We start from the raw sequence: 13,820 nt of genomic DNA, 5'->3' as shown, positions 1-13,820 counted from the left end.
TCAGATGCCGTGGTGTCGCCGCTCGGGCGCGGCATGGCCACTATTTCTTTGGTCAGGAATGACCGCAGCCCCGCCGTGCTAGCGCGGGGGCCGCAACAATTCGACGGGAGAGTGTCATGAAGCGCCTCGAAGGAAAGCGCGCCGTTGTCCTCGGCGCCAGCAGCCCCGACAACATGGGCCAGCATATCGCCCGGCGCCTGATGGACGAGGGCGCCAGCGTGCTCGTTTCCGGCCGCAAGGAAGACGTGCTGGCCGATTTCGCCGTGCAGCATGACTGCAAGTGGAGCGCCTGCGACCTGACCGACAAGGCCAGCGTCGATGCTCTGGCGGACAGCGCCGCGCAGCAGCTTGGCGGCATCGACATTGCGGTGAATGCCACCGGCTGGGGGCTCCTGAAGGGCTTCCTGGAAACCACGCATGACGAACTGATGGCGATGACGATGCTGCAGTATGTCGGGCCTTTCCACTTCTACCAGTCGATGGTGGGCAAGATGGCGCGCAGCAAGGGCGGACGCGGGGGCTCGCTGATCCAGATCAGCTCCGCGACGGCGACGATCATGCTCAACGACCATGCCGCCTACATGGGCACCAAGGCGGGGGCCGATCACGTGATCCGCTGTGTGGCGCACGAGTTCGGGGCGGAAGGCGTGCGCGCGAATTCGATCTCGCCGGGGTTGACCGACACGCCGATGACTTCGGACGCCAAGCAGGTGCCGGGCCTGTTCGACGCCTTCCTTGCGGGCTATCCGCTCGGCCGGATCGGCACCAGCGACGACATTGCGGCCGCCGTCGTCTGGCTTTCCAGCGATGAGTGCTTCATGACCGGCGAGAACCTGCAGGTAAATGGCGGCTTGACGCTGCGCCGCAACCCGATGAAGAGCGAAATCGACGCGGCCGTCGCAGCCGCCATGGCTGCGGGCTGAGAGTTTCCTGGGGAGGAAGGGCCGGCGGCGGTATCCAAGGATGCCGTCGCCAGTTCCGGTTCCTATTCCTCCTCAAGCTTGCTCGGGGAGGGGGACCGCCGCGAAGCGGTGGTGGAGGGGGAGAGTTCGGAAAATTCCCCCTCCGTCAGCCCTGACGGGCTGCCACCTCCCCGAGACAAGCTCGGGGAGGAATTAGGGCACCAGCGCCTTCACATCCGCGCGGAGCAGGTCCTTGCGCACTTTGCCGGAAGCCGTGCGCGGGAAATCCTCGCGGAATTCGAACCTCTCGGGAATTTTCTGCTTCGCCAGCCCGCTGTCGGCGATGTGTGCGGCGAGCGCCTGCGGGCTCGGCGCCTCGCCATCGGCGATGACGTAGGCGCAGACGCCTTCGCCCAGGCGCTCGTGCGGCATGGCGACGACGGCCGCCTCGCGCACGGCGGGGTGGGCGTGCAGGACGTCCTCGATCTCTTTGGCAGAGATGTTCTCGCCGCCGCGGATGATGAGGTCCTTCTTGCGGCCGGTGATGGTGATCGCGCCGTCTTCGCTCCGCACGCCGAGGTCGCCGGTGCGGAAGAAGCCGTCCGTGGTGATCGCCTCGCGGGTCTGCGCCTCGTCGGCATAGCCCAGCATCATGCCGGGGCCGCGCGCGAGGATTTCGCCTTCCCGGCCGTCGGACAGGTCGCGGTCCTCGTGATCGACGATGCGCACCTCGTAATCGACAATGGCGCCGTCGGTCGTCGCGGCCAGCGCCTCGACGTTGGGCCAGCCGAACGTCACCAGCGGCACTTCGGAGGCGCCGAAGACGCGGAAGGCGCGGCAGTGGTCGAACGCGGCATTGGCGGCGGGGATCAAGTCCGCCGGAACCGCCGCGCCGCCGCAGGCGAAGAAGCGGAAGCTGGGCAGACGATTGCCGCGCGCGCGGGCGGCGGCCGCCAGCTCGACGAGGAACGGCGTGGCGGCGACGGTGCCGACCGCCTGGTGCCGGTCGATCAGGGCGAGTGCCTGCTCCGCGTTCCAGCTTTCCATCAGCACCGTGCGGATTCCGCAGATGAACGGCGCCTCCAGCCCGTTGGCATAGCCCGAGACATGCGTGACGGGGGAGGGCATCAGCGTCGCCTCGCCTTCGGTCAGGCCCCAGTAGTGCCCGCTCTCGCGCAGGATGCGGGCGATCGAGACGTGGCTGTGCAGCACGCCCTTCGGCCGCCCCGTGGTGCCCGAGGTATAGAGCACCATCTTCACGCCCAGCGGATCGACTTTTGGCCGGGCGAAGGAGAGGGCGCGCCCTTCCTCGATCAGCGCTGCGTAATCGTCCGAGCCTTCGCCGCGCACGGTGAAGACATGGGCCAGGTCCGGCAGCACGCCTGCGAGTCGCCGCGCCATCGCCGCATAGTCGAACTTGCGGAACGAAGAGGGGACGAAGAACGCCCGCGCGCCGCAGTCCGCCAGCATCAACGAGACTTCATGGTCGCGGTAGATCGGCACGATCGGGTTGACGACGAGGCCCGACATCGCGGCGGCCAGGTTGATCACCATCGCCTCGCGCCAGTTGGGCACCTGGAAGGCGATGACGTCTCCCGGCCGCAGGCCGCGCGCATGCATCGCGGCGCTCAGCGCCTCGGCATCGGCTACGGCCTGCGCGCGGGTGACGGTCACGTCGCCTTCGATCAGGCACACGAAGCCGGGGTCGGCCTCGGCCAGCGCGCTCGCCTGCTCGGCGATCGTGCGTTCGTCCCACAAGTCCGTTCCGGCGTAAGCAGCCAGATGCGGCGGTGGGGTTTCAAGCCATGCCCACGGGGGGCTCTTCCTCTCCATCATGATCCCCTGAGTGCCGCACTGTGCGCCCCCCTGTCGCCTATCACCTTGCGCAGCTTGTGGCGACCGGGCGGCTCGCGCAGGATCGACGTATAAATTACCGGGAGAAGACCGTGGAACGCGTAAAGCGCATTGGTGACGTGGCCGAGATCATGCTCGACTACGTGGCGAACAAGAAGACCTTCCAGACCGCGCGGCCGCTGCGCGTGCCCACCGGCAGCTATACCGACAAGGACCAGTTCAAGGCCGAGCTGGAACTGGTCTTCAAGCGCGTGCCGCTGATGCTGGCCTTCACCGCCGAACTGCCGAATCCCGGCGACTACAAGGCGATGGACGCGGTCGGCTCGCCCGTGCTCATCAACCGCGACAAGCAGGGCAAAGTGCGCGCCTTCCTCAACGTCTGCTCGCATCGCGGCGCGCCGGTCGCGCCGGACGGCAAGGGCAACTGCTCGCGCTTCACCTGCAAGTACCACTCCTGGACCTATGGCGCCGACGGCAAGCTGATCGGCATTTCGGAGCCGGGCACCTTCGGCGAGGTGGACAAGGGCGCGATGGGCCTGCGCGAACTGCCGTGCGAGGAACGCGGCGGCATGATCTTCGTGTGCCTGACGCCCAACGCGCCGATGGACCTCGATCACTATTTCAAGGACTTCCTCGAGGATTTCGACGCGCTCGATTTCGCGAACTGGACGTATCTCGGCAACCGCACGATCCACGGGGCGAACTGGAAGATCGCCTTCGACGGCTATCTGGAGGGTTACCACTTCAAGTCGCTGCACCCCGAGACGATTTTCCCGCGCACGCCGTCGAACTGCACGCATTACGAGGGCTTCGGGCCGAACATCCGCATCGGCTTCCCGCAGCATTCGATCGCCGAGCAGCTCAGGGACGTGCCCCGCGAGGAATGGGGCAACCGCGAGAACTACGGCTACGATTTCGTGCGCATCTTCTTCCCCAACGTCTCGATCTTCATCGCGCCGGAGATCACGCAAGTCGCGCAGCTGTTCCCCGGACCGACGCCCGCCGAGAACCGCACCGTGCTGAACTACCTGCGTCGCAATCCGGTCAAGGATGAGGCGGACCGCGAGGCGGTGGAAGCGGCGATGAACTTCTTCCGCGATGTTACGTATGAGGAAGACTATGTGATCGGCCTTGAGATCCAGAAGGGCCTCGAATCGGGCGCGCATGACGACCTGACGTTTGGCAAGAACGAACGGGGGAACCAGTACTTCCATGAGTGGCTGAACTGGTATCTGGCGGATGATGCCTCCTTGCCCGAACCGGTGATGTGATACGCGCCCACCCCTGTCCCCTCCCGCAAGCGGGAGGGGGATGATAGACCTGCGCCTAGCCCTCCCGCTCGCGGGAGGGCCGGGAGGCTTGAGAGCGCAGCGAACTAGCCGGACGGGGTGGGCCAGATGGGGCGCGCCCAAGGGAGAAAAAACAATGCATAAACTATCCCTCGCCTCCGGCGTCCTGCCCGAATTCGGCGCCGTGGACGTGATCGAGGCAGGTGCCGCCGCCGGGTTCGACGCGGTCGGCCTCTGGGTCGATCCGCTCGAATGGACCGCGCAGCATACCCGCGATGCGCGCGCAGCATTGCAGCGCACCGGCCTGCCGGTGCTCGACGTCGAGGTCGTGTGGATTCGCCCCGACACCACGCTCGACGATCACCGCAAGGTGCTGGACGTCGGCGCGCAGCTCGGCGCGGCCAACGTGCTTTGCGTATCCTCGCACGAGGAGGGCGAGACGATCGAGCGCCTCTCCGCCCTGTGCCGCCATGCCGAGGGATCGGGAATGCGCGTGGCACTGGAATTCGGCATATTCACCGAGGTGAAGACCCTGAGCCAGGCGCTCGGCATTCTCGACCGGGTGGAGCATCCCTTGCGCGCGGTGCTGGTCGATCCGATCCACGTCGACCGCTCCGGCACGACGGTCGATCAGATCGCGGCCATCGATCCGGCGCTGCTGCCTTACGCCCAGTTCTGCGACGCGCGGGCCGAACGGCCCGATCCGGCGAACTTCGACGCGGTCATCACCGATGCCATCGACCTGCGCGAACAGCCGGGCGAGGGCGCGCTGCCGCTGGCGGCGATGCTGCAGGCTCTGCCGCAAGGGATTCCGCTATCGCTGGAACTGCGCTCGGCGGCGCTACGCGAGGCGTTCTCGCACCCGGCGCTGCGGGCGAAGGCGGTGCTTGACGGGATGCGCGAGTGGATGGGCGTGTTGGCATGACGGTTACCGTGATCACGCTCCTCAAGCGCCGCGAAGGCATGAGCGTCGAGGACTTCCGCGCCTACTACGAAAGCCGCCACCGCGTGATCGGCGAGAAGGTGCTGGCGGGCTACGCCACGCGCTACGTGCGCCGGTTTCTCTCGCCGATGGACGGGACGGACCAGCCGTTCGATCACGACGTGGTGATGGAAATCGACTTCCCCGACGCGGCGACGCGCGATGCCTGCTTTGCTGCGCTGGGCGATCCGCAAGTCGCCGCGATGATCGCCGAGGACGAGGAAAACCTGTTCGACCGCAGCCGGGTCCGCGCCTTCACCGTGACCGAGAGCGCATCGGTGATGCCGCCGCTAGGGTAGCTCGGCAGGGGCGATCCGCAAGTCGCCGCGATGATCGCCGAGGACGAGGAAAACCTGTTCGACCGCAGCCGGGTCCGCGCCTTCACCGTGACCGAGAGCGCATCGGTGATGCCGCCGCTAGGGTAGCTCGGCAGGGGCGGGCCTTCAGGCGGGCCGCAGGGTGCGGACCTGATCTTCCAGCATCTTGAGCATGTGCGGCACCATCGCCTCGTCGAGCGCGCCGGTCATCAGGCCGGTCGCCATACCCTCGATCAGCGTCTGCGAAAGGGCCATGGCCTGCGCGAAATGCTCGGGCTCGGACTGCCATTCGGGGAAGAGGGCGATCGCCTCGGCATTGAAGCGCTCGCGGTATTCGACCTGCAGCGGGCGCATGATCTGGGCAAGATCGGCATCGGTGCGCGCGGCCATCGCCAGTTCCTGGAAGGCGACGAAGGCGGGCTTCTGAACCTGCTTCCAGTACGCCGTCACCATCGTCGCGGGTTCATGCTCGGTGATTTCGGACGAGCGGCGGAAGGCCCGCAGGCGTCGCTCGTGGAGTTCGACGATGGTGGCGCGGATCAGCGTCGCGCTGTTCTCGAAATGGTGGAGCATCGCCCCGCGCGACAATCCGGCTTCCACCGCGACCAGCGGCGTCGTCGTGCCGGAATAGCCGACCTTGACGAGGCACTGGATCGTCGCCTCGATCAGCCGTCCGCGCGTCTGGGCGCTCTTGATCGACTGGCGGGTGGGCGCGCTTTCGGCGGTCTTGCGGACTGGGGCGCGCTCGGGGCGCTTGCGGGCGGGGCTGGCGGCCAAACTGATTTTCCGTGTGCAATTGCGAAGAGATTGCACTCCTCCTGCCTTGTCCGGGATGGATCGGGCAACAGGAAAGATGCAAACCCGCATGCGATTTCATGCAAATGCGCTGCGACATGGTAGCGTAGCATGACCGTCGTAAGCGCTCGGCGACCCATTCGAAGGTGCGCATCCATGATCCGTCTGCTGTCTGTCCTTCCCCTTTTTGCCTCGGCGGCGGTACTCGCCGATGCGGCACCCGTGGCGATGCGGATGGCCGCGCCCGAGGCGCATCAGGGCGCCGCATCGGACGGCACGTTCGTCTACGCGATCGACAACGACCGCATCGGCAAATACCGTCTCTCGGACGGAAAAAAGGTGGACCAGTGGCAGGGCGAGCGCCGCCTGTTCCCCCACATGAACAGCTGCACGGTCGTTCAGACGAAGCTCTACTGCGCCGCCTCCAACTACCCGGCGGTGCCGCAGACCAGCGCGATCGAGATCTTCGACACCCGCCCGCTGCGCCATTCCGGCACCATCAGCCTCGGTTTCGGCCCGGGATCGCTGACCGTGATCGACCGGCACGACGGCAAGTGGTGGGCGGTCTTCGCGAACTACGAGGGCAAGGGTGGCGAGCCGGTGCGCGACTATCGCTACACCGTGCTGGCGCGGATGGACGAACAGTTCCGCATCGAGCAGACTTGGGCCTTCCCGGAGGAGGTTCTCGCCCGCATGGCGCCCAAGAGCTGCTCCGGCATGAGCTGGGGCGTGGACGGGCTGATCTACGTGACCGGCCACGATCGCCCCGAGCTCTACGCCTTGCGCCTGCCGGAAGCGGGCTCGCGCCTCGAACTGGTAGAGACCTTCGCCATCGCCACGCCGGGGCAGGCGATCGACTGGGATCCGAAGGCGAAGCGCCGCCTCTGGTCGATTGCCCGCGACCGCAGCGAGATGGTCGCCAGTGACATTCCCGAGGTCGCTTCGAAGCGCTGAGGTTTCTTCGCCAGTCGGACACTGGCGCGCGCTCGTGGGACATGGGCCTCAAGCCGCGATCAATCTTCCGGTCATGATCATCCAGCCCATTCAGGAAGCCGTCGTCAGCACCTTCGACATCGAACGCCTGGCGGCGCCTTTAATGCAGGTGTGCGGCTATGACCGCGTCAACTTGCCCGATGCTCCGCCTTCCCAGTTCGCGGCATGGCATGTTCCGCAGCAGTGCACGCGGATCGAGCAGGCGCTGTTCGTGCCGCAGAACACCGTATCCGGGCGCGGCGCGCTCAGGCTGGTGCGCTTCCACGGGGTGGAGCAGAAGGTCATGCGTTCCAGCCAGCGGACCTGGGACACCGGCGGCATCTTCGACGTCGATATGTTCTCGGCCGACGTCGATAAGGTCTATCGCGGGCTGCAGCGCCACGGCTGGACGGCGTTCGGTGAGCCGGTGGACTACAGCGAGGCGCACTTCTCGGTCCGGCAGGTCGTGGCGATCGGCCCGGACGGATTGAACCTCGCGGTGATCCAGCGTTATTCGCCCGAAGTGCCGGGGCTCGATCCTTCGGGCAGGCTTTCGCCGGTGTTCAATTCGACCCAGATGGTGGCGGATATCGAAGGCGCCATCGCGTTCTACGTGGACGTGTTGGGCTGGCACAAGGACCTCGACTTCATGGTCGAGGGCGTGGCCGAGCCGGGTGCCGATGTGCTCGGCCTGCCGCTGCCCGCCGCGATCGGGGCGCAGCGCCGGGTGGTGATCTTCAACCCGCCGGGGCCGTCGGTAGGCGGAGTCGAGTTGATCCACAACGCCGCGATGTACGGCCGCCGCTGCGACGCCGACTGCGCGGCGCCCAATGTCGGTATCCTGTGCCTGCGCTTCGAAATGGAGGATGCCAGTGCCTATGCCGCAGCGATCGTCGGCCGGGGCGGGTCACTCCATATCGAACCAGCGGCGTTCGTGATCGCGCCTTACGGAACCGTCACGCTGTTCGCGGTCCGCTCTCCTGAAGGCGCGATCGTCGAGTTCTTCAGCCACGGGGGCTGACAGTGCTGCGGCGTCATTGTGACGATTGATATTATAAATACGTTCTCTTATGCAGTTGCCCATGAAGAGGCCCGGCAAGGATACGATCTCGACGGAAGACGGGCGCTATGCGACGTCTACCCGTTCCAATGCAGGAGCGATTGCCGTGGTTCTGGTGCCTTGCGTGATTTGCGCGGTGATCTGGTGACAAGCGCCTTCATCGCCGTGGACTGGGGCACGACCAATCGCCGCGCCTATGTGATCGAGGGGGGTGAGATCGTCGCCGCCGAGCGGGACGACAAGGGCATACTCTCGGTCCCGGAGGGTGGTTTTCCTGCTGCCGTCGCGGACTTGCGCGCACGGCACGGCGGGTTGCCGATGCTGCTGGCGGGCATGGTCGGCTCCAACCGTGGCTGGCATGACGCGGGCTACGTCGCCGCGCCTGCCGGAATCGCCGAGCTTGCGGCGGGGCTTGTCTCGCCGGTCGAGGGCGTCGCCATAGTCCCCGGCGTCTGCCGCGACAGGAATGGCCGACAGGACGTGATGCGCGGCGAGGAAGTTCAGCTTCTCGGCGCCGTTGCGGCAGGGCTGGCGCCTGCCGAGGCTCTGCTGTGCCAGCCCGGAACCCACGCCAAATGGGCGGTCATGCGGGGCGGCGCGCTGGCCGACTTCACCACCGCCATGACGGGCGAGATGTTCGCCATGCTCAAGGCCCATTCGCTGATCGGCAGCGAGATGACCGGAGAAGTCGATGCCGACGCGGAGTTCCGCAAGGGCGTCGAGGCCAGCGCCGACGGTGACCTGCTCGCTGCGCTGTTCGGCGTGCGCGCGGCCTCGGTACTGGGTGCGCGGGCTCCCGGCACGGCGGCGGCCTATGTCAGCGGCCTGCTGCTCGGCACCGACTGCCGCGCCCGGATCAAGCCGGGGGAGACCGTCTACCTCCTCGCCGACGGGCTGCTCGCGCGGCTCTATTCCGCCGCCATTTCAATCGCCGGGGGAGAGGCAGTCGTCGTCGACAGTCACGCTGCCTTCATCGCCGGCATCACCCGCATCCGGGATATGACTCCATGATCGACCTTGCCACCGCGCTTGCGCAGCTTCCCCTCGTCGCGATCCTGCGCGGCATTCGCTCCGACGAAATCGAGGCCGCCGCCGACGTTCTGGTCGAGGCGGGCTTCCGCCTGATCGAAGTGCCGCTCAATTCGCCCGACCCGCTCGTCACCATCGAGAAGCTGGCGCGGCGCGTCGGCGACCGGGCGATCGTCGGCGCGGGCACGGTGCTGACGGTCGGGCAGGTCGCCGAGGTGCAGGACGCGGGCGGCGCGATGATCGTCTCGCCCAATACCGACGTCGCCGTGATCGCCGAGAGCGCCCGTCGCGGCCTCGTCTCGCTGCCGGGCTACTTCACGCCGAGCGAGGCGTTCGCGGCGCTCGCGGCGGGGGCAAGCGGCCTCAAGCTGTTTCCGGCCGAGGCCGCCAGCCCCGCGGTGGTCAAGGCCCAGCGTGCCGTGCTCCCCAAGGACGTGCCGCTGCTGGCTGTGGGCGGCATCTCGCCGACCAATATGGAGCCCTGGCGCCAGGCGGGCGCGGACGGCTTCGGCCTTGGCTCGGCGCTCTACAAGGTCGGCATGACCACCGCCGAGATCGCCGCGAACGCCCGGGCCTTCGCACGGGCGTGGGCGGAGATGGAGGGCCGCGCGTAATCCGGGGTCAGGCCGTCTCCAGCAAAGGCGCGCGCCGGTAGAACGCGAGGTCCTGCATTTCGTAGGCCGCCGGGGTGTCCGCCGTGCGCGCGTCGTGGAGCCGTTTCCAGTGCGCGAAGAGGCCCATGATGTGCGGCGGGTCGCCGTGGATCTCGGTGAAGCCGCCGTTCAGCGCACGGGTATCGAAGTAGGCCGCGTTGACCTCGTCCGCCCATAGTTCGGTGGCCAGCGGATAGCCCATGTCGATCCAGCGCTGCCGCTCGCCCGCGAAGTCCGAGACCAGGTAGGCGATGTGGTGGAAGCCTTCCTCGCCTTTCGCGAACATGTCGCGGTAGATCGAGGGCTTGTCGTCGTGCTGCTCGATGAACTGGATCATCATGTCGCCGAGATAGCCGAAGGCATAGGAAACGTCCGCTTCCTCGGTGGTGCCGCGATAGGTGAACTCGTCGCAGTGGTGGTGGCGGACCATGCAGAACGGCCCGGCGCCGAAGGCGTCGGACCACTTCTGCGCGGCCTCGTCGATGCTGTTCACGAACCAGGCCTGCTGGAACAATGCGCGCTTCATGGCCTCTCCTCTTTCCCGTGGTGCCGTAGACCGGCAACCGCAGGGTCAAGGAGTCCCCGCCCGGCCGCAACCGGGCAAAAGGGGAGGTCATGCTGCCGTCAGAGCCTGGAAGCGTGCCGCATATTCGTCGTCGTCCCCGCGAAGGCGGGGACCCAACTGACGCTCTTGCAACAGGCACCGTCAGGAGATGGGTTCCCGCCTTCGCGGGAAAGACGACGATGTGATGGGCGCGGACCGTGCTTCAGAACAGACCTGGCACCTCGCGCTGCGGGGTGCTGGGCCGCGCCGGGGCGAGGATGTCGCGCTTTTCCGAGGTGTCCGCCGTCACCGCCATGCGTGCCATGCTCTGGCCGATGATCGGCGTGCAGCTCTGGCCGGACAGGAACTGCAGCGCCACGCGGGTCGAATCCTCGCGCGGGTCGCCCATGTCGTAGCTGATGTCGTCGTTGCTGGTGCAGGTGCTCTTCATGCGGTCGGCCAGACCGTTGAAATAGTCGCCTTCGCCCGCGCTGTTCTGCGTCTTGAGCGCCACGATGCGCAGGCGGTCGTCGCATGAGGGCCGGTCGATCGCGATCTGGCCCACCGGCTTGCCGTACGTATTCGCGCCGATCAGCGCGACATCGGCATTGAGGTAGGGCAGGAAGGCGTTGATCACGAGTTCGCTCGCCGAGGCGGTGCCGCCCGAGGTGATGAAGGCGATCTTCGTCGGCGCGACCGATTCGGCCTGCGCCGCGAAGTAGGCCGTGGTGTTTTCGGCGGACTTTTCCGGTCGGAAGACGGTGTGGGAGAAGACGTCCGACGCGGTGCGGTTGGCGCCCATCAGGTTGCCCATCAGCTCGGCCACGGAGATCAGCCCGCCGCCGTTGTAGCGCAAGTCCACCACCAGCTGCGTCACGCCCGCCGCACGGAAGGCGGCGAAAGCGGTGCGCATCTGCGGCTCGGCGGTGGAGATGAAGGTGCGCAAGTTGAGATAGCCAACCTTGCGCCCGCCCTGGTCGATCACCTTGTAGCCGTAAGTGCTGGACACCGGCTGCAGCGCGAAGTCGCGCTTGGCGACGGTGATGTTGCGCGTTCCGCTGGCGTCGCTGATCTGGAGCACGCGGGTAACGCCCGCCTCGTCCGGGCCGAGCGCATCGGCGACCGCGTTGACGCCGCCTGCCACCCAAAGCGACTGCACGGTCTGCAGGTTGCCCGAACTGGTGCCGATGGCGAGGATTTCGGTGCCGCGCCGCATCCCGGCAGTCGCCCCCGGACCGGTTTCGAACGCCTCGATCACGAACAGGCGGCGAGCGGCGGAATTGACGCCCAGGCGGACGCCGAGCCCGGCCGAGGAGCCCTGCTCGTAATAGGCGTTCTCTTCCGCGATCGAGGTGCGATAGGTGAAGAAGCGGTCCCGGTTCTGGGCGCGGGCATTGGCGGTCAGCGAATCGATGTAGTCGTCGAGCGTGGTGTAGGCTGCGGGATTGGCGTTCGCGGGCAGGGTCTCGGGGAAGAGATACCATTCGCGCAGCTGCGCTTCTGCCCAGTCCTGCCGTTCGCGCAGCGAGCACCCGGCGACCGGCGTGGGTGTCGGAGTGGGGGCAGGGGTCGGCGTTGGCGTCGGCGTGGAACCGCCTCCGCTCCCGCCGCCGCCGCATGAAGTCACCAGCAGAGCCAGCACGCACGCGCATGCCGTCCACGTCTTGTTCGATCGCACCAGTAGTCCCCCGTTCGAAGAGCGTGGCAGTCGCAACCACGCCCTAAGCCATTGTAGAGGCGGTATTACACAAGTGCGTCTTTGGTCAGGTTAAATATTTGTCACGGGATTGTTTTTTGGAGAATTACGGCATGAAGAACCCGCCGTTGACGTCCAGCACCGTCCCCGTGACGAAGGCGGCACGCTCGGAGATCAGGTACTCCACGCCCGCGACGATGTCGTCGGTCTCGCCGAGGCGGCCGACGGGGATGTCGTCGGTGTATGTGTCCTTGTCGCCGAAGCCTTCGCTTTGCGGAGTGACGATGCGGCCCGGCGCGATGCAGTTTGCGGTGATGCCGTGGGCGCCGACCTGCCCGGCGAGTACGCGGGTAAAGCCGATCACGCCTGCCTTGGTCGCGCCGTAGTGCGCGCCCGACAGGCGCGAGCGCATGCGGCCGCCTTGCGAGGAGAAGTTGACGATGCGGCCCCATCCGCGCGGCTTCATCACCGGCAGCACGGCCCGGCACATCAGGAAGGTGCCGGTGAGATTGACCGCGATCACGCGGTGCCATTCGTCGATATCGGTCTCCTCGACAGGCAGCGAGCGGCCGCCGTGACTGGGACTGATCCCGGCATTGTTGACCAACACGTCGACATGGCCCCACTCGGCGGCGATGCGCCCCACGCAGTCCTCGACGCTGGCCGGGTCGGCCACGTCGCAGCGCAGGGCGAGGCTGCCGGGCAGGGCATCGGCGACGGCATCGAGGCCCTTGACGTCGAGCAGCGCCAGCCGGTGCCCTGTCGCCGCCAGCTTTTCGGCGATGGCGCGGCCGATGCCTTGTGCGGCGCCGGTAATTACGGCGACCTTTTCGTCATTCATGACATGCTCTCCCGGGAAAATTGCGGGCCTGACCCGCCTGATAGGTACGATGCTGCACTGCGGGGGCTTGCGCCCGGCGCGGTGAGGTGGTCATGATCGACAGGGCGACCCTTGGGGGGCTTGCCGAAGCCGGGCACTCGGGACAGGAGGGTAATGCCATGCACGACACTATCCGAACCGACGCCGATGACCGTGGGGCCGCTCCCGAACGCGGCCGTCGCCGCCACGTCACTTCCGCCGCGACGCGGATCAAGATCATCGAGGCCGCCGAGAAGCTCTTCGCCGATCGCGGGATCGACGGCGTCGCCCTGCGCGAGATCGCGGCGGCGGCAGGGCAGGGCAACAATACCGCCGTCCAGTACCACTTCGGCACCAAGGAAGCGCTGGTCTACGCGATCTTCGACTACCGCACCGAGATGTTCGAGCCGCTGCGCGCCGCCATGCTCGACCGCGCCGAGGAAGCGGGGCTGCTCGGCGATGCGCGCACGCTGCTGGAGATCATGTGCCTGCCGCACCTGACGATCAGCGACGAGAACGGGCGGCATCCGTACTCCGCCTTCCTCGCCCAGTACCTCACCCGCACCCGTGCGGAAGGCATTCCGCACCCTTACGACGATCCCGAGGTCCCCGTGCCCGCTCTGCGCCGGGTGCGCCGGCTGATCGTTGAGCGCGTGAACTACGTGCCGCCGGTGGAGCTGCGTTTGCGCGTGGGGCTGTGCAAGCTGATGTTCCTCAACATGCTGATGCGGCGGGACAGCGGCTTTCCGCACTTCGATCAGGGCATCACGCTCGATGCGCTGGTGGACGATACCATGGTGCAGATGACCGTCGCGCTGACCGCGCCTTACAACCATCGCCATGCGCCGCTGTTCGCCGACATGATCAA

At 66.9% G+C, this 13,820-nt stretch carries 14 protein-coding genes; 9 read left to right on the top strand and 5 right to left on the bottom strand.

Annotation, left to right across the window (positions count from 1 at the left end; genetic code table 11):
* Positions 1–116 precede the first annotated feature (116 nt).
* Complete coding sequence (locus ACYPYD_RS16760; protein ID WP_008830111.1) at positions 117–923, top strand: SDR family NAD(P)-dependent oxidoreductase; 807 nt, start codon at positions 117–119, stop codon at positions 921–923.
* Between the two features lie 192 nt (positions 924–1,115).
* Here the strand turns inward: ACYPYD_RS16760 and ACYPYD_RS16755 are convergent, their stop codons facing one another.
* Positions 1,116–2,738 carry an AMP-binding protein gene (locus tag ACYPYD_RS16755; RefSeq protein WP_459664299.1) on the bottom strand — a complete coding sequence of 541 codons (1,623 nt, stop codon included), beginning with the start codon at positions 2,736–2,738 and terminating at the stop codon, positions 1,116–1,118.
* A 110-nt stretch (positions 2,739–2,848) separates the two neighbouring features.
* Here ACYPYD_RS16755 and ACYPYD_RS16750 point away from each other — a divergent pair, with 110 nt between their 5' ends.
* The 3 genes from ACYPYD_RS16750 (at position 2,849) to ACYPYD_RS16740 (ending at position 5,326) form a co-directional block, all read left to right on the top strand.
* On the top strand, positions 2,849–4,027 hold the full coding sequence (locus ACYPYD_RS16750) for an aromatic ring-hydroxylating oxygenase subunit alpha (protein WP_036528548.1): 1,179 nt from the start codon (positions 2,849–2,851) through the stop codon (positions 4,025–4,027).
* A 154-nt stretch (positions 4,028–4,181) separates the two neighbouring features.
* On the top strand, positions 4,182–4,970 hold the full coding sequence (locus ACYPYD_RS16745) for a sugar phosphate isomerase/epimerase family protein (RefSeq protein WP_459664297.1): 789 nt from the start codon (positions 4,182–4,184) through the stop codon (positions 4,968–4,970).
* Entirely contained in the window at positions 4,967–5,326 is a 360-nt protein-coding gene (locus ACYPYD_RS16740; protein WP_008830113.1) for an EthD domain-containing protein, read from the top strand. Before ACYPYD_RS16745 ends, ACYPYD_RS16740 begins: the two co-directional genes overlap by 4 nt.
* A 144-nt stretch (positions 5,327–5,470) precedes the next feature.
* Here ACYPYD_RS16740 and ACYPYD_RS16735 read toward each other — a convergent pair whose 3' ends face one another.
* Positions 5,471–6,121: a TetR family transcriptional regulator gene (locus ACYPYD_RS16735; protein ID WP_459664295.1), complete on the bottom strand. Its 651-nt coding sequence runs from the start codon at positions 6,119–6,121 to the stop codon at positions 5,471–5,473.
* Positions 6,122–6,295: 174 nt separating this feature from the next.
* On the opposite strand from ACYPYD_RS16735, the gene ACYPYD_RS16730 reads away from it, so the two are divergent.
* From ACYPYD_RS16730 to ACYPYD_RS16715, 4 genes are all read left to right on the top strand, one after another.
* A complete protein-coding gene (locus ACYPYD_RS16730) occupies positions 6,296–7,093 on the top strand; it encodes a hypothetical protein (protein WP_459664294.1) in 798 nt (265 codons plus the stop codon).
* Positions 7,094–7,166: 73 nt separating this feature from the next.
* Positions 7,167–8,132, top strand: coding sequence for a VOC family protein (locus ACYPYD_RS16725; protein WP_459664292.1), 966 nt, complete (start codon positions 7,167–7,169; stop codon positions 8,130–8,132).
* Between the two features lie 159 nt (positions 8,133–8,291).
* Positions 8,292–9,182: a 2-dehydro-3-deoxygalactonokinase gene (locus ACYPYD_RS16720; protein ID WP_459664291.1), complete on the top strand. Its 891-nt coding sequence runs from the start codon at positions 8,292–8,294 to the stop codon at positions 9,180–9,182.
* Positions 9,179–9,814, top strand: a complete 636-nt coding sequence (locus ACYPYD_RS16715; RefSeq protein WP_459664289.1) for a 2-dehydro-3-deoxy-6-phosphogalactonate aldolase — start codon at positions 9,179–9,181, stop codon at positions 9,812–9,814. The genes ACYPYD_RS16720 and ACYPYD_RS16715 overlap by 4 nt, the downstream gene beginning before the upstream one ends.
* Positions 9,815–9,821: 7 nt before the next feature.
* Here the strand turns inward: ACYPYD_RS16715 and ACYPYD_RS16710 are convergent, their stop codons facing one another.
* The 3 genes from ACYPYD_RS16710 to ACYPYD_RS16700 form a co-directional block, all read right to left on the bottom strand.
* Entirely contained in the window at positions 9,822–10,379 is a 558-nt protein-coding gene (locus tag ACYPYD_RS16710) for a VOC family protein (protein ID WP_036528541.1), read from the bottom strand.
* Positions 10,380–10,620: 241 nt separating this feature from the next.
* Positions 10,621–12,039, bottom strand: coding sequence for a S41 family peptidase (locus ACYPYD_RS16705; RefSeq protein ID WP_459664288.1), 1,419 nt, complete (start codon positions 12,037–12,039; stop codon positions 10,621–10,623).
* Between the two features lie 160 nt (positions 12,040–12,199).
* Positions 12,200–12,934 (bottom strand): SDR family NAD(P)-dependent oxidoreductase, encoded by a 735-nt coding sequence (locus ACYPYD_RS16700; protein ID WP_459664287.1) that lies wholly within the window; start codon positions 12,932–12,934, stop codon positions 12,200–12,202.
* A 158-nt stretch (positions 12,935–13,092) separates the two neighbouring features.
* Between ACYPYD_RS16700 and ACYPYD_RS16695 the strand changes: the two genes are divergently transcribed.
* On the top strand, positions 13,093–13,820 hold a 728-nt coding region (locus ACYPYD_RS16695), incomplete at its 3' end, for a TetR/AcrR family transcriptional regulator (protein WP_459664285.1).

This window comes from Novosphingobium sp. 11B, from assembly GCF_054589055.1.
This window is presented reverse-complemented; position numbering and strand designations above follow the sequence as displayed.